Origin of the sequence: Microbacterium sp. LMI1-1-1.1, from assembly GCF_040815675.1 — a bacterium.
Lineage (GTDB): Bacteria > Actinomycetota > Actinomycetes > Actinomycetales > Microbacteriaceae > Microbacterium.
In genome coordinates this window covers 1,079,684-1,102,715 of record NZ_JBFPNN010000001.1, presented here as the reverse complement: position 1 = coordinate 1,102,715, position 23,032 = coordinate 1,079,684, and the positions used below count along the sequence as shown (strand labels likewise).

Below are 23,032 nucleotides of genomic sequence, written 5' to 3'. Positions count from 1 at the left end.
ATCTTGCCGGAAAGGTTCGTGAGAAAGCTCATGACGCCTGGCTCTGGGGGAAGAGCGACAGGTAGGCGCCGTATCCCTGCGCCTCCAGCTCGCTGACGGGCACGAACCGCAGGGCGGCCGAGTTCATGCAGTATCTCAGTCCGCCGGCCTGGCGGGGGCCGTCGTCGAAGACGTGGCCCAGGTGGCTGTCGGCGCCCGAGGAGCGGACTTCGGTGCGCGTCATCCAGAGCGAGCGGTCGGTCTTCTCGACGACGGCGGCGTCGTCGATGGGGCGGGTGAAGCTCGGCCAGCCCGAGCCGCTCTCGAACTTGTCGGTCGAGGAGAACAGCGGCTGTCCCGACACGACATCGACGTAGATGCCGTCCTCGTGGTTGTCCCAGTACTCGTTGCGGAACGGCGGCTCGGTGGCGTCGTCCTGCGTGACGGCGAACTGGCGGTCGGTCAGACGGCTGAGCGCCTGCGACGTCTTCCGGTACTCCGTGCTCACGGTGTGCATCCCTTCGTCGTCGACGCCCGGTGCGGGCGACACAGGGTGGAACGTCGGACGTCCGTGTTTTGGTCCCGTTTCCGGCCGTGGGGGCTGGGAGCGGGCTGTGAGTTGTGCGGGCGGGCGGGCAGGGATGGCGTTGTCGGGGGGTCCGGGGACCTCGCGGATTCTCCGGGCTGTGACGGAGGCGCGGTCGTTGCGGTGTCCTCACGGTTCGGGATGCCGTGGGCAAGCCCCCGTGGGCGGGGAGGCGCGGTCGTTCCGGTGTCTCTTCGCGGTTCGGGATGCCGCGGGCAAGCCCCCGTGGGCGGGGAGGCGCGGTCGTTGCGGTGTCTCTTCACGGTTCGGGATGCCGCGGGCAAGCCCCCGTGGCCGGGGAGGGGCGGTCGTTACGGTATCCCTTCACGTGCTTCGGGCCCTGCCCGGGCAGTCCACCGAGCTTCGGGCCCCGCCCGGACGATCATGGGAGGTCGAGCCATGCCCCGCACCATCGTCATCACCGGCGCCAGCGACGGGATCGGCGCCGCGTCGGCGCGTCAGCTGCACGACATCGGCGAGAACGTCGTGGTCGTCGGTCGCAACCCCGACAAGACGGCGCGGGTCGCGGATGCGATCGGCGCGGACTCGTTCGTCGCGGACTTCAGCGACCTGGCCCAGGTGCGCGAGCTCGCGGCGGGCCTGCTCGAGCGGTATCCGCGTATCGACGTGCTGGCGAACAACGCCGGCGGCATCTTCGGGGACCGCACGGTGACCGGCGACGGCTACGAGCTGACGTTCCAGGTGAACCATCTCGCGCCGTTCCTGCTGACCAACCTCCTCCTGGAGCGTCTGATCGGCTCAGCGGCATCCGTCATCCAGACCTCCAGTGCCGCGGCGCGGCTGATGGCGCGTTTCGACGGCGATGACCTGCAGGGGGAGCGCCGGTACTCCTCGACGACGGCCTACGGGAACGCCAAGCTCGCGAACGTCCTGTTCACGAAGGAGCTGCACCGCCGGTACGGCGACGCCGGGCTGTCGGCGGTGGCGTTCCATCCGGGGGTCATCGCGTCGAGCTTCGGGTCGACCTCGGACGGTCCGATGAAGTTCCTCTACGGGGGACCGCTGGCGCAGAAGCTCATGACGTCGACCGACGTCGGTGGGGCGCGGCTGACGTGGCTGGCGTTGGGCAAGCCCGGGGTCGACTGGGAGCCCGGCGGGTTCTACTCGAACAACAAGCCGGCGCGGACGAACAAGATCGCGGACGATCCCGCGCCCGCGCGGCTGCTGTGGGACCGCAGCGCGGAGCTGGTGGGTCTGAGCTCCTGACGGCGGCGCCGGTGGGCTGAGCTGTGGCGGCGGCTCGGTCGCTGACTTCGGCGCCGGTTCGGGCGTCGTCCGCGGCTCTGTCGGTGGCCGCGGCTTTCTGTCGGCCCTGGTTCGAGCGGAGTGACCTCGAGAGAGGGTGCTCAGCGGACGCCGGCCCGGGGCGGTGCGACGTTCCAGCCCAGTCGCTCCAGCGCGTCGAAGAGGCGGCGGGCCTCGGCCCATGCGATGGCACCGGACTTGTCCGAGTAGACGTCGATGGCCAGCGGCGGCGGGTCGGCGAACTTGGGGATCTCCACTTCGGCCCACGCGTTCGGGGCGAGCCAGACCCGTGGTCGCGCGGTGCGGGCGTCGTCGACCGAGCCGTCCGCGGCGAACGCGATGGTGTCGAGCGCGTCGATCTTGGTGACCGGCATGTCGACGACGATGGTGACCGCGTGCAACTCCTCGGACATCGCGCACCTCCCGTTTCATCCTGACACGGCGTGAGTGAACGGGGCCGGGGATGGCGGGGTCGGATGCCGCGGGGCTGACGGGCGCGTCGGAGAGCGGCGTCGGATGCCGCGGATCCCCGCGATCGGCCCGATTGCCGACGGCGGATCGCCGGGTCGGGTGGCACGGCTCCGCCACCCCGCTGCCGGCCTCCGCCACCCCGCTGCCGGCGTCCGCCGCCCCTCTGCCGGCGTCCGCCACCCCGCTGCCGGCGTCCGCCGCCCCTCTGCCGGCCTCCGCCACCCCGCTGCCGGCCTCCGCCACCCCGCTGCCGGCCTCCGCCACCCCGCTGCCGGCCTCCGCCACCCTTCCGGAGGGTCTCCGCCAGCTCGCCGCCCTTTCGCCAGGCTCTGGAACCCTCCGCCACCCTTCCGCCAGGCGCCGCAACCCGCCGCCACCCTTTCGCCGGGCGCCGCAACCCTCCGCCGCCCTTCCGCCAGGCTCTGGAACCCTCCGCCACCCTTCCGCCAGGCGCCGCAACCCGCCGCGGCTACTCGATGGCAGCTCAGAATGGCGCATCTGTGGACGGCGGGGATCCCCGCCCGAGGTTGTTCTGGTCACGGTGTGCCCGCGGCTCGCCTCGGTCGTGATTCCCGCCCGGTCCGCCCCGGTCGTGATTCTCGCCCGGCCCGCCTGGAGCGCGGTTCTCGCCCGACTCGCCTCGGCGGCGGTTCTCGTCCGGCTCGCCCTGCCCCTCCGTTTCCGACTCGATGAAACGCACCGCCGGGGGATAGGCGGCGGGCTCGTCGACGTAGACCGCCCCGAGCGGAGACGTCCATTCCAGGACGCCGCCGTCGACCTGCCGCACGGACCACCCGGCGAACTGCTTCATGGAGTGATGGCGCTGGCACAGGCAGCTGAGGTTCGTGCTCGCCGTCGGACCTCCCCGGGCCCAGTCCACCGTGTGGTCGATCTCGCACCGGACCGTGGGCAGCGCGCATCCGGGCCACCGGCAGTGCCTGTCCCGGGCGCGGATGTGCCGGTCGATCGCGGCGGTGCGCTCGTAGGTGTCGGCGAAGAGGACCGCTCCGGTGATCGGGTGCGTGATCACCCGGTCCCACGGCACCAGGGTCGCCTCCGCGAGCCGACGAGCCGTCTCACCGTCGATCGGGCCGTGGCCGACGAGCTCGGCCGGGTCGTCCCGCTCTCGGCGCGGATCGAGGATCGTCATCGCCGGGACGGTGATCTGAACCTTCGCGCGGATGGCTCCCAGCGTGCTGCCGCCGCCCGCCGCGACGGGATCCGCCATCGGCGCGCCCGTCAGGAGGAGGTCGGTCAGGACGTCCGCCTGGATCTGGTCGGCTGTTCGTGAGTCCGCACCCCCGTCGGCGCCCCCGCGGGAGCTTCCACCGCCGCCCTCGCCGGGTACGTCAGCGACCGCCCTGCCGGAGACCGTCCCGCGCCCCGGACCGTTTCCGCTGGCGTGGTCACCGCCGTCGCCTCCCGCATCGCCTCCACCCGGCGGCGTCCGCCGGTCGGAGGGGGAACGGCGTTCGACATCGGCGATCGCGCGTCCCATCTGCACGAGCCGGTCCTGCACTGCGACAGCGAGAGTCGTGGGCAGCACCGCGATGAGCTCGGACATCCCGTCCGAGAGAGGGATCACCCGCACGCGGCGGTCTTCGCGCGCAGTCCGGTGGCGCTCGGTCGGCGTCCGGGGATGCAGCCGGGAAGCCAGGCGCAGCAGGCGCGGTCGCACGCGCGCCGGGGTGTCGGTCGTGGCCTCGGCCGCCGCGAGGATGTCGAACTCTCCGCGCGCCTGCGGCGGGAGCGGTGCGGCGGCGTCGACGATGTCGCGGAGGTGCCGGGCGCTGATGGCGCCCGCCTCACGGGCGGCGGTGCTCACGGGGAAGTCTTCGACGAGCGTCACGGCGTGGCCGATCTGCCGCTGGATGGTGCGGTCGGAGACACCGGTGGCCGCGCCGATCTCGGCGGCGATGCTCCGTAGGACCATGTCGTGGACCCGGACGGACGACCGCTGGGCGGCGGCGACCTCTCGCGCCACCTCGCCCGCGTCGGCGAGGGCGCGTTCACGTGCGATCTCCGCAGCCGCCAGCTCCGCGTCAGCCTGGCGGATGCGCTCGACGGCCGACCGCACGGCAGCGGCCTGCTCGTCGGTGTACATCGCGGAGGTCGAACGCATGTTCTAATCTTAGAGACGGACCCTGGAGCGGTGCGGTCGATTCACCCGCGTCCACCCGCGAATTCACCCGGCCTCGAACTCGCGGCATCCTTGCCCTCAACCCGAGCCTGCGGTCCTCATCTGTTCCCCACGCGAAGCCCGCGGCATCCCGTTCCTCCTCCGCACCCCCAACGCGCGTCACCGCGTGCGCGACCACTCTCGTCCACACCCCCAACGCGCGTCACAACGCGCGTCACAACGCGCGTCTCAGCAGGTCCGACAGCAGGGCTCCCGCGCACTTCACGATCTCCACCCGCCCACTCAACCACCCGCCCGCGACGTACTCTCGAGGGATGCCCCTCGCCTCCGCCCGCGACGACCTCGTCGCCCTCGTCGCGAATGCGCACGGCGAGGGCTTCCCGGCGCTGCAGGCGCTCCCCGTCGACGCGGGAGCCCGGGAGGCGGCGGTGCTCATCCTGTTCGGCATGCTCGACGGGATGCCGAGCACGCACGAGGCCCGCGTGGGCGCGGTGCCGCGCGAGCTCGACGTCCTCCTGCTCGCCCGTGCGGCGACGCTGCGCGCGCACCCCGGCCAGGTCGCGTTCCCCGGCGGACGTCTCGACCCGGGCGACGACGGCCCCGTGGCGGCCGCGCTGCGCGAGGCGGAGGAGGAGACCGGGCTCGATCCCTCCGGCGTGGACGTCCTCGGAACGCTGGAACGGGTCCCCCTCGCCTATTCGCGACACCTGGTGACCCCCGTGATCGGCTGGTGGCGCCGTCCGTCGCGCGTGGGAGTCGTGGATGCCGCGGAGTCCGCGGCCGTGTTCCGCGCCCCGGTCGCCGACCTGCTCGCTCCCGCCCACCGCGGCGTGACCGTCCTGCACCGCGACGGGCGCGAGTGGCGCGGCCCGGCGTTCGTCGTCCCGCACCCGGGCGGGAGCCACCTCGTCTGGGGCTTCACGGCGATGCTGCTGGACGGGCTCTTCGACCGGCTGGGCTGGACGGAGCCATGGGATGCCACCCGGGAGGTGCCGCTGCCCGACGCGGTCACCGGCGGGGGCACCGTTCCTCCCCAGACGGGCGCTTCCTAGCTGTTGTCCACGGGTTCGTCATCCTCCCCCCGCAACGCGACCCGGATCGCTACGGTGGGGTCCGTGACTGCACCCGTCGATCCCACCACCACCTCCGCCTGGTCCCGTCTGACCGCCCTGCGGGACGGTTTCGAACCGGACCTGCGCGGCTGGTTCGCCGCCGACGCGCACCGCGCCGAGAACCTCACCCGCACCCTCGGCGACCTGCACGTCGACCTGTCGAAGAACCTCGTCACTCCCGAGATCCTCGAGGCGCTCGTCGCGCTCGCCGAGGAGACGGGCGTCCTCGAGCGCTTCTCGCAGATGCTGGCCGGAGCCCACCTCAACACGAGCGAGGACCGCGCCGTCCTGCACACCGCTCTTCGCCGTCCGGCCGGTGCCGCTCCGACTCTCGAGGTCGACGGGCAGGACGTCGACGCCGACGTGCACGAGGTGCTCGACCGCCTGTCCGCCTTCGCGGACCGCGTCCGTTCGGGGGAGTGGCGCGGCGTGACCGGCAAGAAGGTCACCCACGTCGTCAACATCGGGATCGGGGGCAGCGACCTCGGTCCGGTCATGGTCTACGAGGCCCTGCTGCCGTACGCCGACGCCGGCGTCCACGCGCGCTTCGTCTCGAACATCGACCCGACCGACCTCGCGCAGAAGACGGCCGACCTGGACCCCGAGACGACGCTGTTCATCGTCGCTTCGAAGACCTTCACGACGCTCGAGACGCTGACCAACGCGCGCCTGGCCCGCGACTGGCTGTGGGAGCGGCTGGCCACGGCCGGCGCGCTGGAGGACTCCGACGACGCCCGCACGGACGCGGTGGCCCACCACTTCGTCGCCGTGTCGACGGCACTGGACAAGGTCGCCGACTTCGGCATCGACCCGGCGAACGCCTTCGGCTTCTGGGACTGGGTCGGCGGCCGCTACTCGGTCGACTCGGCGATCGGCCTGTCGCTTGCCATCACGCTCGGTCCCGGCGTCTTCCGCGAGCTTCTCGCCGGGTTCCACACGGTCGACGAACATGTCGCGTCCACGCCGGTCGACCGGAACGTGCCCGTCCTCATGGGTCTGCTGAACGTCTGGTACACGAACTTCCTCGGCGCGCAGTCGCATGCGGTGCTGCCCTACGCGCAGCAGCTCCACCGGTTCCCGGCCTACCTGCAGCAGCTCACGATGGAGTCGAACGGAAAGTCGGTGCGCTGGGACGGCTCCCCGGTGACGACCGACACCGGCGAGGTGTTCTGGGGCGAGCCCGGCACGAACGGCCAGCACGCGTTCTACCAGCTCATCCACCAGGGCACCCGGCTGATCCCGGCGGACTTCATCGCAATGGTGAACCCGGCCTATCCGCTCGCCGACGGCGGGCGCGATGTGCACGGCCTGTTCCTCGCCAACTTCCTCGCGCAGACCAAGGCGCTCGCGTTCGGCAAGACCGCAGAGGAGGTTGAGGCCGAGGGCACCACCGGGGCGCTCGTCGCCGCGCGTACCTTCCCCGGGAACCGCCCCACGACCTCGATCTTCGCGCCGTCGCTGACGCCGTCCGTGCTCGGTCAGCTCATCGCCCTGTACGAGCACATCACCTTCACGCAGGGGACCATCTGGGGCATCAACAGCTTCGATCAGTGGGGCGTGGAGCTCGGCAAGCAGCTGGCGCTGCAGATCGCTCCCGCGCTCGAGGGCGACGAGGAGGCGGCGCAGTCTCAGGACGCCTCGACCGCGGCACTTCTGGCCTACTACCGCGCGCACCGCGCCTGACGTCGGCGCCTCGCGGGCCGGGCAGGGCGGACGTCGCCTCGCTCGGCTCGCGGAGCCCCGGGGCGAACCGTGGTCGCGTCGGCGGTGGACCGGACCCCACCGTCGCGAGGGGCCTGAGAGGTGCGTCGCACCCCTCCCACCGGGGTCTTTCCGTGCGCGCGCTCCCATCGTCCTCCCAGGTAACGAAAAGATAACGTCCAGAAGAGCCGACCACACTCGGGGACTTGTGCCGACCCGACGGCACGATTCCGCGCCCGACCCGACGGGTGCGTGCCCCGACGAAAGTGCTCCTTTTGCTGCGTTCTGATGTGAAGCTCCACCGCGTCCACCGTGCCCGCCGCACCCTCGCGACCGCGGCCACCTGCGCCGGAGTGGCGCTCGGCATGATGGCCACCACGGGGGTCGCGGTCGCCGCGCCCGTCTCGATGTCCGATGTCGCCGGTTCGGCGTTCGCCGCCCCGTCCGCGTCGCCGTCCCCGACGCCGACGGTCGGCGCGGTCGCCCCGGCGGGGACCTCGACGCTCGGCACCGCGCCGCTCATCACCTCTCCGACGCTGGGGGCGATCACGTCCGGTGCCGCGGATGCCCAGTCCGGCGTCGACACCGCCCTCGCGGACGCGGCCGCGGTCCAGGCGGACATCGCCGCCGCCGGTCTGCCCCTGTCGGTCGGAGCCGACACCACCGTCGACACGTCCGACCTGCAGGACGCGGCGGATCGCCTCTCGACCTCCACGCTGCTGCCCGTGCTCATGCTGCCGGCGCTCACGCAGAACGCCGAGGTCGAGACGGAGCGCGTCTCCGACCGCGTCGAGGAACTGCGGGGCAGCCTGGACGCGGCGCTCGCGCAGAAGGCCGCCGAAGAGGCCGCCGCCGCGGCCGCGGCGGAGGCGCAGCGTCAGGCCGAGGCCGCCGCCGCCGCCGAGGCGCAGCGTGAGGCCGAGGCCGCCGCGGCCCTTGCCCGCGTCAACACGCCCGACGGCGCCCGCGCCGTCGCCGCTCAGATGGCGGCGGAGCGCTACGGCTGGGGGAGCGACCAGTTCTCCTGCCTGTCGTCGCTCTGGCAGAAGGAGTCGGGCTGGAACTACCAGGCCTACAACCCGAGTGGGGCCACCGGCATCCCGCAGTCCCTCCCCGGCAGCAAGATGGCGTCCGCCGGCTCCGACTGGCAGACGAACGCGGCGACGCAGATCGCGTGGGGGCTCGACTACATCGACCGCGCCTACGGCACGCCCTGCAGCGCCTGGTCTCACTCGCAGGCCGTCAACTGGTACTGAACCCGCTCCCGCTCGCAGTCCCGCCCCCCCCGGGCGCTGACTTGTCGCGAATGCACGCGCCAGCCCGCGCGGCGTGTACATCTGTGCCAAGTCACCGCGCCAGCCCGCGCCGCGCGTACATCTGCGCCGCGTCACGGCACAGAGTCAGCCCCTGGGCGCTGACTTGTCGCGAATGCACGCACCAGCCCGCGCCGCGCGTACATCTGTGCCAAGTCACCGCGCCAGCCCGCGCCGCGCTGACTTGTCGCGAATGCACGCGCCAGCCCGCGCCGCGCGTACATCTGCGCCAACTCACCGCTCAGCGCCAGCCCGCGCGCCACGTCACGGCACCGCGCCAGCACCCGGGCCTGTCGGCATCCCTCCCTGAATTCCCAGCCCGCACCCACCCTCAGCGATATATCGTTGTATATCGCTGACCCAGGTCGGGTCCGCGCGAAGGAGGTCGTCATGAGTGGTTCATTCCTGGGAGACGCGTTCGGCGGACGCGGCGGGCACAACGGCGCCGGCTGGCCGATGTCGAACATCCTCGACGCCATGGAGCAGCTGCGCACGCAGTTCGAGCAGAAGACCGGCGGCACGCCCCGCATGAACAAGGGCGACGTGCGTTCGGCCGTCCTCTCGCTCCTGCTGGAGCAGCCGATGCACGGCTACCAGATCATCCGCGAGATCGAGGAGCGCAGCAACGGCACCTGGAAGCCCAGCCCGGGCTCGGTGTACCCCACGCTGCAGCTGCTCACCGACGAGGGCCTCGTGCGGGCCGAGGAGTCCGGCGGCCGCAAGACCTACTCGCTCACCGAGGAGGGCCGCGCCGCCGCGGGCGACGAGACCACCGAACGCTCCGCCGCCCCGTGGGAGACCGCGGGCTCGCGCGACAGCGGTCGCATGACGGCGCTGCCCAAGGCGGGCGTCGAGCTCGCCCAGGCCGCGGCGCAGGTCGCGCGCACGGGAGACAAGGAGCAGGTCGCGCACGCCGTCGAGATCCTCGAAGAGGCGCGCCGTAAGCTCTACTCCATCCTCGCTCAGAGCTGAGGTTGCCGCCCTCCGACAGCGGGTGCGCGGCACGTCGGCATCAAGGAGACACGATGTCCGACGACGCCCTCATGCGCGCCCGCTACCGGCGCATCACGCGCTTCGCCGCCCGTTATCTGGTGCAGGCCTGGTGGTGGGAGCTGTTCCTCCCGCGCTTCGGCCTCGGTGCCCTGTCGGCCCGCGGGCGCACCCGCCGGCTGCAGAAGCTCGCTCGGCGCTTCCACGTCCTGGCGCTGGACCTCGGCGGCCTGATGATCAAGGTCGGCCAGTACATGTCCTCGCGCCTGGACGTGCTGCCGCCCATCATCACCAAAGAGCTCGAGGGCCTGCAGGACGAGGTCCCCGCCGTTCCCTTCGCGGCCATCCGCGCGCGGGCGGAGGAGGAACTCGGGATGCCGCTGACCGCGGCCTTCGCCTCGGTCGACGAGCGCCCGCTCGCGGCGGCATCCCTGGGTCAAGCCCATCGCGCCACGCTCACGGACGCCCTCGCGGCGGACACCGGCATGCGCGACGTCGTGCTGAAGATCCAGCGGCCCGGGATCGACCGCATCGTCGACGTCGACCTGCGCGCGCTGCGCAAGGTCGGGCGCTGGCTCAGCAAGGTGACGCTCGTGTCCGACCGCGTCGACATGCCCTCGCTCGTGGAGGAGTTCGCGGTCACGAGCCTCGAGGAGATCGACTACCTCCAGGAGGCCGCGAACTCGGAGCGGTTCGCCGCGGACTTCGCCGTCGACGGGCTCGTCGCCGTGCCCGAGGTGGTGTGGGAGCGGACGACCCGGCGCGTGCTCACCCTGCAGGACGTCACGGCCATCAAGATCAGCGACGTCGACGCGCTGCGGGCGGCCGGCATCGACCCGTCCGAGGTCGCGGCCCGGTTCGCCGCGGTCATGTTCGACCAGCTGTTCGAGGACGGGTTCTTCCACGCCGACCCGCACCCGGGGAACGTGTTCGTCACGCCGCTCCCGGCGGCTCCGGATGCCACCTCCCCGGCGTGGACGTTCACGTTCATCGACTTCGGGATGATGGGCGAGGTGCCCCCGACGCTCCGTCGCGGTCTGCGGCGCGTGCTGATCGCGGCGGCATCCCGGGACGGCAAGGGACTCGTCGACGGCATCCGGGACATCGGCGTGCTGCTGCCGACGGCGGACACGATCCAGCTGGAGCGCGCGATGACGCAGCTCTTCTCGCGCTTCGGCGGGATGGGCTTCGCGGAGCTGCAGGAGGTCGACCCGCGCGAGTTCCGCGCCTTCGCCGTCGAGTTCGGCGACGTCGTGCGCTCGCTGCCGTTCCAGCTGCCCGAGAACTTCCTGCTCATCGTGCGCGCCATGTCGCTGACGAGCGGGATGTGCAGCGCGCTGGACCCGCGCTTCAACATCTGGGACGCCGTCGAGCCGTACGCCCAGCGCCTCATCCGCGAGGAGAGCGGCAACACGGTCCAGGCGCTCGCCCGCGAGGTCGGCGCCGTCGCCGCGGTGACCGCGCGACTGCCGCGGCGCATCGACTCCCTCGTCGACCGGTTCGAGGACGGGTCCGTCTCGGTCCAGACCCCGCGCATCGAGCGTCGCATCCGCGACCTCGAGCGCATGGTGCGCCGGGTGGTGTCGGCGGTGCTGTTCACGGGGCTGCTGATCGGCGGCATCCTGTTGCAGGCCGAGCAGGCCGTGCTCGGGACGCTGCTGGCCATCGCCTCGGTGGTCCCGCTGTCGCACGCCGTGCTCGCCGGGTTCATCGCGCGGCGCAACGGCAGCGCCTGAGACGGTCCGGCGCCGGTCACCGGCTCGCGACGGCCGGGACGCGGCGCCGCCTGCGCGGCTCCCTCCGACCGGGCCGGCGCTACCGCCGCGGGCTACCGCCCGTCGACGATCGACATGAACCCGGCGAAGGCGAACAGCAGTGGCACGAGGTAGAGCCCGGCACGGAAGCCGACCCACGCCAGTCGCTCGACGACCGGCCCGATCCCGGTCTGCGGCGTCCGGGCGTCCAGGCGACGTCCGTCGGGGCCGATGAGCGGCCGCGGGGGACGCCAGGCGGTGGTCCCGGTCGCCGCGACGCGCTCCTGCGCCCCTTGGCCCGCGACCCGCTCGTCGACGTACCGCTCCGACTGCCCGACGAGCCGCGGGGCCACGCGGCGGAGCAGGGCGTCGACGCGCCGCCAGTCCTCCGGCGCGGTGTACGCGGCGTCGGCGGCGCGGAAGAAGACCGCCCGGTCGTCGCGGATCTCCAGGTCGAAGTCCGCGGCGTGGTCGACGAGGACGGCCATGACGTCGGGGGTGAGCACGTAGAGCGCGTCGGGCCCGTAGCCCGCCGGTGCGTAGGTCAGGAACGACCGGTCGAAGTCCCCCTCGAGCCGCAGGCGCTGACCGCGGTCGATGGATGCCGGGAGTCCTCCGCGTCCGCCGTCGTTGGCGCGTGCGTCGAGCACGAGGTGGGGGAGTGCCGCGGCCAGACGGATGCTCGCGTACTGCCAGGCGCGGGCACGGGGGGAGCGGGCGCGGACGGTGCCGAACTCGATGTCCGGGGACGCGAACCGCGGGTACTCGCGCACCCCGAGGCGGTTGTCCGTGACGAGCGACGAGAACGTCGCCCCGTCGCTGGGCATCGGTCGGAAGCCGTTGGCGAGCGCCGTGAGATCGCGGCGTCCCTGGCGCAGCCGCGCGCGCGTCGCGAGCGGTCGGCGCGCCCAGCGCCACAGCAGGAACGTCCCGGCGAGCCAGACGACCAGCACGAGCGACACCACCGTGAACGCGAGCGCGTCCGCCGGGAGCACGCGGCCGTCCTGGACCCCGTCGACCTGGATGCCGATGGTCAGGAACCCGATCGAGGCGAACCACAGCACCAGGGCGTTGTTGACGTGCAGCAGCACCTGGCGCCGGGTCGGGCGCCACGGCGGCCGCGGCCGTTCGCCCGCGACGGCGAGGGCGGCGGCGACATCGGCCGCGGGGGCGTCCAGCCATCGGAGGTCCACGCCTGCTCCTCGTGCTCGGACGTCAGCGCGCCCACCGGTCGGCGGACGTCCTCCCACCCTGCCGCAGCTGCGCCGACGACGACGCGCGCCGCCCCGGAGTGTCCTCCGGAGCGGCGCGCGTGTCGTGCGGGGTGCGGGTCAGTACCAGCCGACCGACTGGGAGTGCGACCAGGCGCTGCACGGGCTGCCGTAGCGGCCCGAGATGTAGCCGAGGCCCCAGGCGACCTGCGTCGCCGCGTTGGTCTGCCAGTCGGCACCGGCGGAGGCCATCTTGCTGCCCGGGAGGGCCTGCGGGATGCCGAAGGCGCCGCTGCCCGAGTTGTAGGCCTGGTAGTTCCAGCCGGACTCCTTGTTCCACAGCGACACGAGGCACGACATCTGGTCCTCGCCCCAGCCGTAGTTGCCGAGCATGCCGCGGGCGGAGGCCTGGGCGCCGGCCGGGCTGTTGTCGCCGCTGCTGCCGGTCACCGGGAGCGGGGCGGAGGGGGCGGCGGTGGACCCGCTGGAGCGCGTCGTCGTGGTGGTGGTCGTCCGGGTGGCGGCCTGGGCCTCGGCCTGGGCGGCCTCCTCCTCGGCCTTCGCCTTCGCCGCGGCGGCGGCCTCGGCCTCCAGGCGCGCCTTCTCTGCGGCGGCGGCCTCCTCCTCGGCCTTCTTGGCGAGGGCGCCGTCGAGCGAGCCGCGCAGCTGCGAGACCTGGGCGTCGACGGATGTCGAGAGCTCGGTGACCGAGTCGGTGATCTCGGGCAGGAAGGTGGCGGGCAGCTGCTGGGCAGCGGCGTCGAGGCGCTCGGCGGCCTGCTCCAGCGCAGCCGTGTCGACGGTGGTGACGGGCTGGCCGATGTCCAGGCCGGAGGCGGCGATGTCGCCCTCGACGGTGTCGGCGGCCTGCGCCGAGGAGACGGCCGCGGCCACCGCGGAGCGCGCCTCGGCGACCTCGGGGGCGGAGGCGACGGGCGTCGTGTACGCGGCCAGCTGGAAGGAGGCGCCGGTCAGCAGCGAGGGGGTGGTCGCCGCGACGGAGGGGGAGGCGGCGGTGCCGGTCAGGGCGGCCGCGGCGAGCACGCCGACCACCAGTCCGCCCGCGAGGAGGACGGGGCGACGGCGGGAGCGGCGAGAGGCCAGACGGCGGGTACGACGGTTGGACGGGGGCGTCGAAGTGGAGCGCATGAACCAGTTCCGGGTCGAGGGACGAGGCCCTCGGGAAGGCCCGTCAGTCCGCTGTTCGCGGACACAAGTCACATATCCTGCCCGCTCCGCCTGGACGATTCCTGGACGTAACCGTGATCCATCCGTTATTCGGAGGTCGGACGGACCCCGGGAACAGCGGGGAACTCTGGTATTCTTGAGTGTCACGCGTGTGGCCCGTTCCGCACTTCCGGGGGTCCCCCCGAGTGGCATCGCACGACACAATCCGCTTCGCTTCGGCCGTGGCATCCGTCCGTCGTCTCGACGGGAGGCTGCTCCGACAGCGTGGTCCATCTCCGGATCGCGCCGCGGGAGCCGGAGCCCGACACCACAACCCTCTAGGACAACCCACTACATGACTACCGCAACGACCGCCCCGGCCACCAAGCAGGTCGCGATCAACGACATCGGCTCTGCTGAGGACTTCCTGGCCGCGGTCGAGAAGACCCTGAAGTTCTTCAACGACGGCGACCTCATCGAAGGCACCGTCGTGAAGATCGACCGCGACGAGGTCCTCCTCGACGTCGGCTACAAGACCGAGGGTGTCATCCCCTCGCGCGAGCTCTCGATCAAGCACGACGTCGACCCCAACGAGGTCGTCAACGTCGGCGACCACGTCGAGGCCCTCGTTCTCCAGAAGGAGGACAAGGAAGGCCGTCTCATCCTGTCCAAGAAGCGCGCCCAGTACGAGCGCGCCTGGGGCGACGTGGAGAAGATCAAGGAGAACGACGGTGTCGTCACCGGCTCCGTGATCGAGGTCGTCAAGGGTGGCCTCATCGTCGACATCGGCCTCCGCGGCTTCCTCCCGGCCTCGCTCATCGAGTTGCGCCGCGTCCGCGACCTGACGCCGTACCTCGGCCAGGAGATCGAGGCCAAGATCCTCGAGCTCGACAAGAACCGCAACAACGTCGTGCTCTCGCGCCGCGCCCTGCTCGAGCAGACGCAGTCCGAGTCGCGCACCACGTTCCTCAACAACCTGCACAAGGGCCAGGTCCGCAAGGGCACGGTCTCGTCGATCGTCAACTTCGGTGCGTTCGTCGACCTGGGCGGCGTGGACGGCCTCGTGCACGTCTCCGAGCTGTCCTGGAAGCACATCGAGCACGCCTCCGAGGTCGTCGAGGTGGGCCAGGAGGTCACCGTCGAGATCCTCGAGGTCGACCTCGACCGCGAGCGCGTGTCGCTCTCGCTCAAGGCGACGCAGGAGGACCCCTGGCAGGTCTTCGCCCGCACCCACGCGATCGGCCAGATCGCTCCGGGCAAGGTCACCAAGCTCGTTCCGTTCGGTGCGTTCGTCCGCGTGGCCGACGGCATCGAGGGTCTCGTGCACATCTCGGAGCTCTCCGGCAAGCACGTCGAGCTCGCCGAGCAGGTCGTGTCGGTCGGCGAAGAGGTCTTCGTCAAGATCATCGACATCGACCTCGAGCGTCGCCGCATCTCGCTCTCGCTCAAGCAGGCGAACGAGTCGGTCGACCCCAACGGCACCGAGTTCGACCCGGCGCTGTACGGCATGGTCACCGAGTACGACGAGCGCGGCGAGTACAAGTACCCCGAGGGCTTCGACCCCGAGTCGGGTGCCTGGCTCGAGGGCTTCGACGCTCAGCGCGAGCAGTGGGAGCAGGAGTACGCCGCGGCCCAGGGTCGCTGGGAGGCTCACAAGGCCGCCGTCACCAAGGCCCTCGAGGCCGAGGCTGCGAACCCGACCGACTCGGGCTCGTTCGGCGGTTCCTTCTCGTCGGAGTCGCCCGCCCAGGGCACCCTCGCCGACGACGAGTCGCTGGCGGCGCTTCGCGAGAAGCTCTCCGGTCGCTGAACCACCCTTTCCTGAAGGCCGGTCCCTCCTCGGAGGGGCCGGCCTTCGGCTTTCCCGGGCGGCAGCCCGCCGGGGCGCAAGGCTTTGGCATCCGTCGTCCCGTCGGGGAGGATGGGGGCATGGCTTCTCGACTTCCCCTCCTGATCACCCTGGCCGGTGTCGCCGTGCTCTTCCTCTCCATCGCGTTCGTCTTCGCGCTCGTGCTGCAGGCGATGTTCCTGGGCGGCATGGAGTTCACCGGCGGTCACACCGACGCCCTGCCCGCGGCGGACGCGTTCTCGCTCATCGCCTGACCCGCCCCGTCATCTCCTCCGCCGGCGACGGGCGAGGCAACCGGAACCGGCCCCGTCCGGCTGCCGCGGGGTCTTCGGACTCGGGATGCCACTGGCGTCCCGGCGCGTCGAGGTCAATCCCCCGCGGACAACTCGTCGGGGCCGACTAGCGTCGAAGAACGACAAGAGGAGGTCGGAGTGGACGATGCCGACGAGCGGACCGTGACCGCAGACGAGGACGCCCGTCCCGTCGCAGACGACGGCACGGAGATCGACGAGCCGGCCGACCCGGTCGTCGAGATCAGCTACGACGAGCAGCGATACCCGGCCCGCCCGCGTCGCCTCCGACCGCGCGACCAGTTCCGTGGCGGGACCCTGCGCCGGTTCCTCAGCGACCCGCGCAGCGCGAACGGCACCAATCCCTCTTACATCGAGTGGCTGGTCCGCCAGTCGATGCTGAAGGACGCCGACGTGCTGAGCCGCCAGCTGTCCGGGCAGCCGTCGATGTGGCGCAACCCCTACGCCCGTCCCGATGCGCGTCGCGCGATCGAGTCGACGGACGTGTGGTTCACCGCCTACCCCATCTCGCTGATCACCAGAGCGGGGGAGTCCTTCCTCGACGCACTCGGTGACGAGGCGCTGTGGGAGGCCTTCGAGTGGGTCGGGATCAACGGCATCCACACCGGTCCCGTCAAGCGCGCCGGGGGCATCACCGGATGGCAGGAGACCCCCAGCGTCGACGGTCACTTCGACCGCATCAGCACCCAGATCGACCCGGACTTCGGTGACGAGCACGCCTTCCGCCGCGTCGCCGACGTGGCCGACGCGCACGGCGGCAGCGTCATCGACGACATCGTCCCGGGTCACACCGGGAAGGGTGCGGACTTCCGCCTCGCCGAGATGGCGTTCAAGGACTACCCGGGCATCTACCACATGGTCGAGATCCCGCGGGAGGACTGGGATCTGCTGCCCGAGGTGCCCGCCGGCCGCGACTCCATCAACCTCGACGCCGACACCGAGCGCGAGCTCAGCGCCCGCGGCTACATCATCGGCGAGCTGCAGCGCGTCATCTTCTACACGCCGGGCGTGAAGGAGACCAACTGGAGCGCCACCGCGCCCGTCATCGGCGTCGACGGCGTGGAGCGCCGCTGGGTCTACCTGCACTACTTCAAGGAGGGCCAGCCCTCGATCAACTGGCTCGACCCCACGTTCGCGGGCATGCGGCTCGTCATCGGGGACGCCCTGCACTCCCTCGGCGACCTCGGGACGAGCGCGCTCCGCCTCGACGCGAACGGCTTCCTCGGGGTGGAGAAGAGCGCGGAGGGACTCCCGGCATGGTCGGAGGGGCACCCGCTCTCGCACGCGGCGAACCACATCATCGCGGGCATGGTCCGCAAGGTCGGCGGCTTCACGTTCCAGGAGCTGAACCTGACGATGGAGGACATCCGCGACACGGGCGCCGTCGGCGCGGACCTGTCGTACGACTTCGTCACGCGACCGGGCTACCACCACGCGCTCGCGACGGCGAACACCGAGTTCCTGCGCCTCGCGCTGAACACGGCCCTCGAGACCGGCGTCGAGCCGGTGCAGCTCGTGCACGGGATGCAGAACCACGACGAGCTCACCTACGAGCTCGTGCACTGGGCCACGACGCACCGCGACACGGTGTACCCGTTCCGTCACGGAGAGCACACCGGCGCGGAGATCGCGGAGGCGGTGCGGGCCGATCTGACCCAGAAGCTCACCGTCGACGCGGACTACAACCTCGTGTTCACGCAGAACGGCATCGCCTGCACGACCGCGTCGCTGATCGCGGCGACGCAGGGCAAGGCGACCCTGGGCGACATCGCCGACGAGGACGTGCCCGCGATCCGCGACGCGCACCTTCTGCTGGCCAAGTACAACTCGTGGCAGCCGGGCGTCTTCGCCCTGTCGGGATGGGACCTGACGGGATCGCTCACCCTTCCGGCGGACGACGTCCGCCACCTCATCTCCTCGGGCGACACCCGCTGGATCGAGCGCGGGGCGCACGACCTGCTCGACGTGGCCCCGGAGGCCGCAGGGTCGGCGTCGGGCATGCCGCGCGCGCGGTCGCTGTACGGCTCGCTCGGCGACCAGCAGCGGGACCCGCGGTCGTTCCTGTCGGGCCTGCGCGAAGTGCTGCGCATCCGCGGAGAGAACGCGATCGCCGTGGCATCCCAGGTCGACATCCCCCAGGTGGGCCACCCGAGCATGCTCGTCATGGTCCACCGCCTGGACGGCGGCGACCGGCGCATCGAGGACGCCCTTCTGCAGATCACGGTGCTGAACTTCTCGGGCGAGACGATCGAGGGAACGGTGCGCTCGGAGTTCCTCGCGCCGCAGAGCACCGCGGTCGACGCCGCGACCGGCGACGTGGTGGGCCGGGTCGACGAGCTGCAGAGCTTCGCGCTCGAGCTCGGGCCGTACGCGGGCCTGTTCCTGCTGCTCGAGCCGCCGGTCCCGGAGGACTGAGCGCGGAGCCCGATGTCGGGGGCCGGGGATAGCCTGCGGGCATGATCCCCGGCCCCGTCTGCTGCCTGGAGGGATGCCGCGCGCTCGCGGATCCGCTCGCCCCGGTGCCGCTCTGCGACTGGCACCTCGCGGTGGCGTCGGACTGGGGGTCCGCGACGACGGGGGTGACCGACGTGCTGCCGTCCCCGTGCGTGCTGTGCGGGTCGCGTCTCGGCGTCCAGTGGCCGAGCGGGTGGCTGTGCGCGGTGTGCGAGTGGCGCCTGGGCGACCCCGTCGACGCGGAGCTGCCGCCCCCGCGCGTCGACGTCGTCTACTACCTGCGCTTCGACGACCGCATCAAGATCGGCACGACGGCCAACCCGCGTCAGCGCCTCGGTGCGATCTGGCACGACGAGCTCCTCGCGTTCGAGCGGGGCGACCGCCTCGTGGAGCGTCGTCGTCACGCGCAGTTCGCCGAGGACCGCTTCGCCCGCACGGAGTGGTTCCGCGCCTCGGAGACGTTGCGGGCGCACGTCGCCGCGCTAGCGGACGGGGTCGACGACCCCTGGCAGCGGTTCGCGCGCTGGACGAGCGAGGAGATCGCGCGGCGGGGGTGAGGCGGGGGTACCGCACCCGTCCGGCGCCGCACGCGGCGGGGGTGAGGCGGCGCTCCCCGGCGCGCCGTCGCCGCACGCGTCCGGAGCGACCCGGTGCGACCGCTAATGTCGAGCCATGCCCGGCCTCCTCCCGAGCGAACGAGCGGGAACCCGCCGCACGATCCTGGTCAATCAGACGCTGCTGGCCGCCGGCGCTCTGCTCGGCACGGTCGCCGCCGTGCTCCTCGGTCAGGTGCAGCACGCCTCCACCTTCGTCCTCGGCAGCGGCATCGTCTTCGCGGGGGCGGCCGCGGCCATCCTCCTGCCGTGGAGCCGTTTCCCCGTCTGGGTGAGCGGCCTCATCCCGATCGCCGACGTCGTCGCGGTCGGCCTGCTGCGCGAGAGCGCCCCGACCGCCGGGCTCGGCCTGCTGTGGGCCTTCCCCGCGATGTGGATCGGCAGCGTGTACGGCGTCGTCGGGGTGATCACCGTCTCGGTGAGCGTCTTCGGCGTGATCGCGCTGCAGCTCGCCGTGACGCCGGGAGCGGTGCTGTCGGCCTCGAGCCTGCTGATGCCGTTCATCGTTGCGGCGCTGTCGGCGATCGCGCACCTCTCCGAGCGGCGCGCGCAGGCGCAGCGCGTGCTCCTGCAGAAGCAGTCCGCCGAGCTCCGTCGCTCCCTCACGCGCGCCCGCCGGCAGGAGGACCTCGTCACCCAGGTCCTGGATGCCGTCGACTTCGGCGTCATCCGGATCGACGCGCACGGCGAGTCGGCCGTCGCGAACGAGGCGCACGCCCGGCTGCTCGGCGCACCGTGCCCGGACGGGGAGGCCGGCGAGGTCTACGCCGCGGACGGTCTGACCCCGCTCGGCAGGTCCGAGAACCCGCTGGCGCGGGCGCGCGCCGGCATGACCTTCGACGGCGAGCTCATGTGGTTCGGCGCACCCGGCACGGACCGGCGGGCGCTCAGCATCACCGCGAAACGGCTGCCCGACGGCGGCGCCGGGAATCCCGGGAGCGTCGTCGTGTCGCGGGACGTGACCGTGGAGCAGCTCGCCCTCCGCGCCCGTGACGATCTCGTGGCGAGCGTCTCGCACGAGCTGCGCACGCCGATGACGTCGATCATGGGCTACCTGGAGCTCGCGCTCGACGACCCCGGCCTCCCGCCCGAGACGCGCTCCCAGCTCGAGGTCGCCGCACGCAACGCCGCGCGCCTGCGCGAGCTCGTCGCCGACATCCTCGCGGTGTCCGCGGCCTCGGCGCACGGCGTCGACTTCGCGCTCGCGCCCGTGCCGACCGATGTGGCGGTCATCGTCCGCGCCGCGATCGAGGCCGTGGCGCCCCGCGCCGCGGAGCAGGCCATCGCCGTCGAGGCATCCGGGGTCCGCTCCGCCGTCGCGCCCGTGGACCCGCACCGCCTGCGCCAGGTCGTCGACAACCTCCTCTCGAACGCCGTGAAGTACAACGCGCGGGGAGGGACCGTGTTCGTCTCGGTCGAGCGCGGCGCCTCCGCCGTGACGGTGACGGTGCGCGACGACGGGGCGGGGATCCCGGCCGCCGAGCAGGCCCGGCTGTTCGAGCGGTTCTTCCGGTCGGACGCGGTGCGCAACTCGGCCACCCACGGCAGCGGGCTCGGCCTGGCGATCAGCCGGGACATCGTCCGCGCCCACGGCGGCGACATCAGCGTCCGCAGTCATCCCGGTGAGGGGGCGTCGTTCGTCGTGCGCCTCCCCGCCCCGCGAGAAGAGACCCCATGACCCTGGATCTGTTCAGCCTCCAGCTGATGACGTCGACGGTGATCCTCATCGCCGCCTGCCTGTACCTGCTCGAGACGCTGCTGCGTCGTGACGGCGCAGCGGGCCGCCTCTGGTCGGCGACGTTCCTCGCCGGGGTCTTCTCGGCGTTGTGCTACCTGGTGTGGGTCCTCCTGCCGCAGCCGTTCGTCGCGGTCGCCATCGGCAACGGCGCCTTCGTCGCGGCGACGGCGTTCATCTGGCTCGGCTGCGTCGCCTTCAACGGCCGGTCGCTGCGCACCCCGGCGATCTTCGCGGCGGCCGTCGTCGCCGCCGTGATCGTCGCCGCGCTGGCCGAGGGGCCGGACGGCGGCGACTGGGCGGGAGGGGTCGGGCTGTTCCTCGGCAACGCCGTCTTCGCGGTCCTGGGGGCGCTCGAGACGCGGCGGGGCGCGATCGGGCAGCGGTGGAGCGCGGCCGGGCTCACCGTCGTGCTCTGGATCGAGACCGTGTGGTTCCTCGGACGGACCGTCGTGTTCGTGACGGCCGGGCCCGAGAGCGAGCTGTGGCGCGCGGCGTTCGACACCGCGACGTCGAACTTCCTCACGATCATCCTCGTCGTCGCGACGGTCGTCGTGACGTCGGTCCTGCGGGCGAGCGAGTCCGCCCTGCGCGGGCAGGCGGACACGCGCACGCTCGTGGTCGACGAGCGCGGGGTCCTGCAGCCGGAGTCCTTCCGCTTCGCCCTCGGGGCCTTCACCGCCCGCGCGTCGGTGTCGGGGGAGCCGCTCGTCGTGGCGGTGGCCCAGATGTGCGACGCCGGCGCGGTGGCCCGCGCCTTCGGGCCTGAGGAGGCCGAGACCATCGTCCGCGCCTTCCGCGAGTCGGTGCGCCGTCACATCCCGGCGACCGCCCCCTTGGGGGAGATGGATGCCACCACCCTGACGGTCGCGTTCACCCCGTCCGCCGACGCGGACGCGGGCCGCATCGCCGTCGACCTGCACGACCGCATCGTCGACGACCTCGCCGCGCTGGGGATGTCGATCGTGCCGGTCGTCGGGGTGGGGGTCGCGACGACTGCCGAGGTCGGGTACGACGCCGAGGCGCTGCGGGATCGCGCGCGGGATGCCGCGGTCGCGGCGACCGCGGGCGGTGTGCCCGGGCGGTGAGCCGCGGGCGGTGTGCCCCGACGGTGAGCCGCGGGCGGCCGGACGGTGAGCCGCGGGCGGTGTGCCCCGACGGTGAGCCGCGGGCCCGCGCTCAGGCGACGGCGGGCTCAGCCGGCGGTCGCGCCGATGAGCTCCTGGACCCGCTCGCGCAGCTCGCGCGGACGGAACGGCTTGGTGAGGTAGGCGTCCGCGCCGCACGCGAGGCCCTGCCCCTGCTCGACCGGGGTGGCCCGGGCGCTGATGATCATGATGCGGGTCGCGCTGAACCCGCGGATGCGCCGCGTGGCCTCGAACCCGTCGATGCCGGGCATGCTCACATCGAGCGTCGTGAGGACGGGGTCGGACTCGCGGACGAGCTCGACGCCCCGCAGGCCGTCCGGCGCGGTCCGGACCTCGAGGCCGATCTGCTCGAGCACCGCCGAGATGAGTCCCCGGATGTCGACGTCGTCCTCGACGACGACCGCGACGTTCGACTGGGTCATGGGTCCGTTCTCCGTCGCACGCGGCGCGCGCGATCCGGTACAGCGTAGACCACTTCCCCGGGCGCGCCCGCGAACCCTGTGGCATCCTCGGTTCGTGCCCCTTCTCGCGCTGACCGGCGGAATCGCATCCGGAAAGTCCACGATCTCGGCCATGCTCGCCGCGCACGGCGCCGTCGTGGTCGACGCGGACGCGATCGTCCGCGACGTGCAGGCGGCGGGCTCGCCCGTCCTGCGGTCGATCGCCGAGGAGTTCGGTGCGGAGGTGCTGCGGCCCGACGGGTCGCTGGACCGGCCCGCGCTCGGCGCACGCGTCTTCGGGCACCCGGAACGGCTCGCGGCCCTGAACGCCCTCGTGCACCCGGCCGTCCGCGCGGAGTCCGCCCGCCGGTTCGCCGCGGCGTTCGCGGAGGACCCCGCCGCGGTCGTCGTCTACGACGTCCCGCTCCTGGCCGAGGCACGGAGCGGCGACGCGTGGGACCTGGTCGTGGTCGTGCACGCCCCGGCGGAGGTGCGCACCCGCCGGCTCGTCGAGGGACGCGGGATGACGGAGGACGAGGCGCGTTCGCGCATCGCCTCGCAGGCCTCCGACGAGGAGCGCCTGGCCCTCGCCGATGTCGTCATCGACACGGACGGGACGATGGATGCCACCCGTCGGCAGGTCGACGAGCTCTGGGCCCGCGTCGGCCCTGCCTGATCACCTCGCCGCGCGCGCCGCCGTCGTGCGGGTGAGGCGTCCACGCGCCCCCGTGGGGGCCGCCGCCGTCGCGCGCTCGCGCACGGCGAACGCAACCCGACCCCTATGTCGGAGG

General features: G+C 72.4%; 19 protein-coding genes. 13 read left to right on the top strand and 6 right to left on the bottom strand.

The annotated features are described in order from the left end of the window. Positions 1-28: 28 nt before the first annotated feature. Positions 29-487: a peptide-methionine (R)-S-oxide reductase MsrB gene (msrB, locus tag MRBLMI1_RS05130; RefSeq protein WP_367727215.1), complete on the bottom strand. Its 459-nt coding sequence runs from the start codon at positions 485-487 to the stop codon at positions 29-31. 477 nt (positions 488-964) lie between these two features. On the opposite strand from msrB, the gene MRBLMI1_RS05125 reads away from it, so the two are divergent. After that, a complete protein-coding gene (locus MRBLMI1_RS05125; protein WP_367727181.1) occupies positions 965-1,792 on the top strand; it encodes an SDR family NAD(P)-dependent oxidoreductase in 828 nt (275 codons plus the stop codon). A 140-nt stretch (positions 1,793-1,932) separates the two neighbouring features. Here the strand turns inward: MRBLMI1_RS05125 and MRBLMI1_RS05120 are convergent, their stop codons facing one another. Together MRBLMI1_RS05120 and MRBLMI1_RS05115 are read right to left on the bottom strand one after the other, a co-directional pair. After that, positions 1,933-2,244, bottom strand: a complete 312-nt coding sequence (locus MRBLMI1_RS05120; RefSeq protein ID WP_367727169.1) for a hypothetical protein — start codon at positions 2,242-2,244, stop codon at positions 1,933-1,935. Positions 2,245-2,786: 542 nt separating this feature from the next. Further along, positions 2,787-4,424: an HNH endonuclease signature motif containing protein gene (locus MRBLMI1_RS05115; RefSeq protein WP_367727149.1), complete on the bottom strand. Its 1,638-nt coding sequence runs from the start codon at positions 4,422-4,424 to the stop codon at positions 2,787-2,789. 332 nt (positions 4,425-4,756) lie between these two features. On the opposite strand from MRBLMI1_RS05115, the gene MRBLMI1_RS05110 reads away from it, so the two are divergent. The 5 genes from MRBLMI1_RS05110 (at position 4,757) to MRBLMI1_RS05090 (ending at position 11,294) form a co-directional block, all read left to right on the top strand. Next, complete coding sequence (locus MRBLMI1_RS05110) at positions 4,757-5,494, top strand: NUDIX hydrolase (protein ID WP_367727144.1); 738 nt, start codon at positions 4,757-4,759, stop codon at positions 5,492-5,494. A gap of 63 nt (positions 5,495-5,557) precedes the next feature. Next, on the top strand, positions 5,558-7,237 hold the full coding sequence (gene pgi / locus MRBLMI1_RS05105) for a glucose-6-phosphate isomerase (protein ID WP_367727127.1): 1,680 nt from the start codon (positions 5,558-5,560) through the stop codon (positions 7,235-7,237). A 284-nt stretch (positions 7,238-7,521) separates the two neighbouring features. After that, positions 7,522-8,511, top strand: coding sequence for a phospholipase (locus tag MRBLMI1_RS05100; RefSeq protein WP_414685785.1), 990 nt, complete (start codon positions 7,522-7,524; stop codon positions 8,509-8,511). A gap of 447 nt (positions 8,512-8,958) precedes the next feature. Then, positions 8,959-9,540 (top strand): PadR family transcriptional regulator, encoded by a 582-nt coding sequence (locus MRBLMI1_RS05095; RefSeq protein WP_367727116.1) that lies wholly within the window; start codon positions 8,959-8,961, stop codon positions 9,538-9,540. Positions 9,541-9,593: 53 nt separating this feature from the next. Then, positions 9,594-11,294 carry an ABC1 kinase family protein gene (locus MRBLMI1_RS05090; protein WP_367727108.1) on the top strand — a complete coding sequence of 567 codons (1,701 nt, stop codon included), beginning with the start codon at positions 9,594-9,596 and terminating at the stop codon, positions 11,292-11,294. A gap of 92 nt (positions 11,295-11,386) precedes the next feature. Here MRBLMI1_RS05090 and MRBLMI1_RS05085 read toward each other — a convergent pair whose 3' ends face one another. Beyond that, on the bottom strand, positions 11,387-12,505 hold the full coding sequence (locus tag MRBLMI1_RS05085) for a hypothetical protein (RefSeq protein WP_367727106.1): 1,119 nt from the start codon (positions 12,503-12,505) through the stop codon (positions 11,387-11,389). Positions 12,506-12,643: 138 nt separating this feature from the next. Then, positions 12,644-13,672 carry a lytic transglycosylase domain-containing protein gene (locus MRBLMI1_RS05080; protein WP_367727100.1) on the bottom strand — a complete coding sequence of 343 codons (1,029 nt, stop codon included), beginning with the start codon at positions 13,670-13,672 and terminating at the stop codon, positions 12,644-12,646. Between the two features lie 373 nt (positions 13,673-14,045). Here MRBLMI1_RS05080 and rpsA point away from each other — a divergent pair, with 373 nt between their 5' ends. The 6 genes from rpsA to MRBLMI1_RS05050 all read left to right on the top strand — a co-directional run bounded on the left by rpsA (position 14,046) and on the right by MRBLMI1_RS05050 (position 21,741). Then, entirely contained in the window at positions 14,046-15,500 is a 1,455-nt protein-coding gene (gene rpsA, locus MRBLMI1_RS05075; protein ID WP_367727093.1) for a 30S ribosomal protein S1, read from the top strand. A 119-nt stretch (positions 15,501-15,619) separates the two neighbouring features. Then, on the top strand, positions 15,620-15,793 hold the full coding sequence (locus MRBLMI1_RS05070; protein WP_367727087.1) for a hypothetical protein: 174 nt from the start codon (positions 15,620-15,622) through the stop codon (positions 15,791-15,793). A 177-nt stretch (positions 15,794-15,970) separates the two neighbouring features. Beyond that, entirely contained in the window at positions 15,971-18,265 is a 2,295-nt protein-coding gene (gene treS, locus MRBLMI1_RS05065) for a maltose alpha-D-glucosyltransferase (protein ID WP_414685783.1), read from the top strand. Positions 18,266-18,306: 41 nt separating this feature from the next. Further along, complete coding sequence (locus MRBLMI1_RS05060) at positions 18,307-18,861, top strand: GIY-YIG nuclease family protein (protein WP_367727082.1); 555 nt, start codon at positions 18,307-18,309, stop codon at positions 18,859-18,861. A gap of 115 nt (positions 18,862-18,976) precedes the next feature. Further along, the gene (locus MRBLMI1_RS05055; RefSeq protein ID WP_367727081.1) at positions 18,977-20,596 is read left to right on the top strand and encodes a sensor histidine kinase; all 1,620 of its coding nucleotides are present in this window, start codon (positions 18,977-18,979) and stop codon (positions 20,594-20,596) included. Further along, on the top strand, positions 20,593-21,741 hold the full coding sequence (locus MRBLMI1_RS05050) for a hypothetical protein (protein ID WP_367727080.1): 1,149 nt from the start codon (positions 20,593-20,595) through the stop codon (positions 21,739-21,741). The genes MRBLMI1_RS05055 and MRBLMI1_RS05050 overlap by 4 nt, the downstream gene beginning before the upstream one ends. A 107-nt stretch (positions 21,742-21,848) precedes the next feature. Here the strand turns inward: MRBLMI1_RS05050 and MRBLMI1_RS05045 are convergent, their stop codons facing one another. After that, positions 21,849-22,223 (bottom strand): response regulator transcription factor, encoded by a 375-nt coding sequence (locus MRBLMI1_RS05045; protein WP_367727079.1) that lies wholly within the window; start codon positions 22,221-22,223, stop codon positions 21,849-21,851. Positions 22,224-22,317: 94 nt separating this feature from the next. Between MRBLMI1_RS05045 and coaE the strand changes: the two genes are divergently transcribed. After that, a complete protein-coding gene (gene coaE / locus MRBLMI1_RS05040; RefSeq protein WP_367727078.1) occupies positions 22,318-22,917 on the top strand; it encodes a dephospho-CoA kinase in 600 nt (199 codons plus the stop codon). Positions 22,918-23,032: the final 115 nt, after the last annotated feature.

What these genes read in the sequence shown, in the direction of transcription:
- MRBLMI1_RS05120 (WP_367727169.1), bottom strand. Translation starts at nt 2,244, where the DNA reads ATGTCCGAGGAGTTGCACGCGGTCACCATCGTCGTCGACATGCCGGTC.
- MRBLMI1_RS05125 (WP_367727181.1), top strand. Translation starts at nt 965, where the DNA reads ATGCCCCGCACCATCGTCATCACCGGCGCCAGCGACGGGATCGGCGCC.
- MRBLMI1_RS05115 (WP_367727149.1), bottom strand. Translation starts at nt 4,424, where the DNA reads ATGCGTTCGACCTCCGCGATGTACACCGACGAGCAGGCCGCTGCCGTG.
- MRBLMI1_RS05070 (WP_367727087.1), top strand. Translation starts at nt 15,620, where the DNA reads ATGGCTTCTCGACTTCCCCTCCTGATCACCCTGGCCGGTGTCGCCGTG.
- MRBLMI1_RS05050 (WP_367727080.1), top strand. Translation starts at nt 20,593, where the DNA reads ATGACCCTGGATCTGTTCAGCCTCCAGCTGATGACGTCGACGGTGATC.
- MRBLMI1_RS05045 (WP_367727079.1), bottom strand. Translation starts at nt 22,223, where the DNA reads ATGACCCAGTCGAACGTCGCGGTCGTCGTCGAGGACGACGTCGACATC.
- MRBLMI1_RS05060 (WP_367727082.1), top strand. Translation starts at nt 18,307, where the DNA reads ATGATCCCCGGCCCCGTCTGCTGCCTGGAGGGATGCCGCGCGCTCGCG.
- MRBLMI1_RS05090 (WP_367727108.1), top strand. Translation starts at nt 9,594, where the DNA reads ATGTCCGACGACGCCCTCATGCGCGCCCGCTACCGGCGCATCACGCGC.
- MRBLMI1_RS05080 (WP_367727100.1), bottom strand. Translation starts at nt 13,672, where the DNA reads ATGCGCTCCACTTCGACGCCCCCGTCCAACCGTCGTACCCGCCGTCTG.
- rpsA (WP_367727093.1), top strand. Translation starts at nt 14,046, where the DNA reads ATGACTACCGCAACGACCGCCCCGGCCACCAAGCAGGTCGCGATCAAC.
- MRBLMI1_RS05095 (WP_367727116.1), top strand. Translation starts at nt 8,959, where the DNA reads ATGAGTGGTTCATTCCTGGGAGACGCGTTCGGCGGACGCGGCGGGCAC.
- MRBLMI1_RS05110 (WP_367727144.1), top strand. Translation starts at nt 4,757, where the DNA reads ATGCCCCTCGCCTCCGCCCGCGACGACCTCGTCGCCCTCGTCGCGAAT.
- MRBLMI1_RS05055 (WP_367727081.1), top strand. Translation starts at nt 18,977, where the DNA reads ATGCCCGGCCTCCTCCCGAGCGAACGAGCGGGAACCCGCCGCACGATC.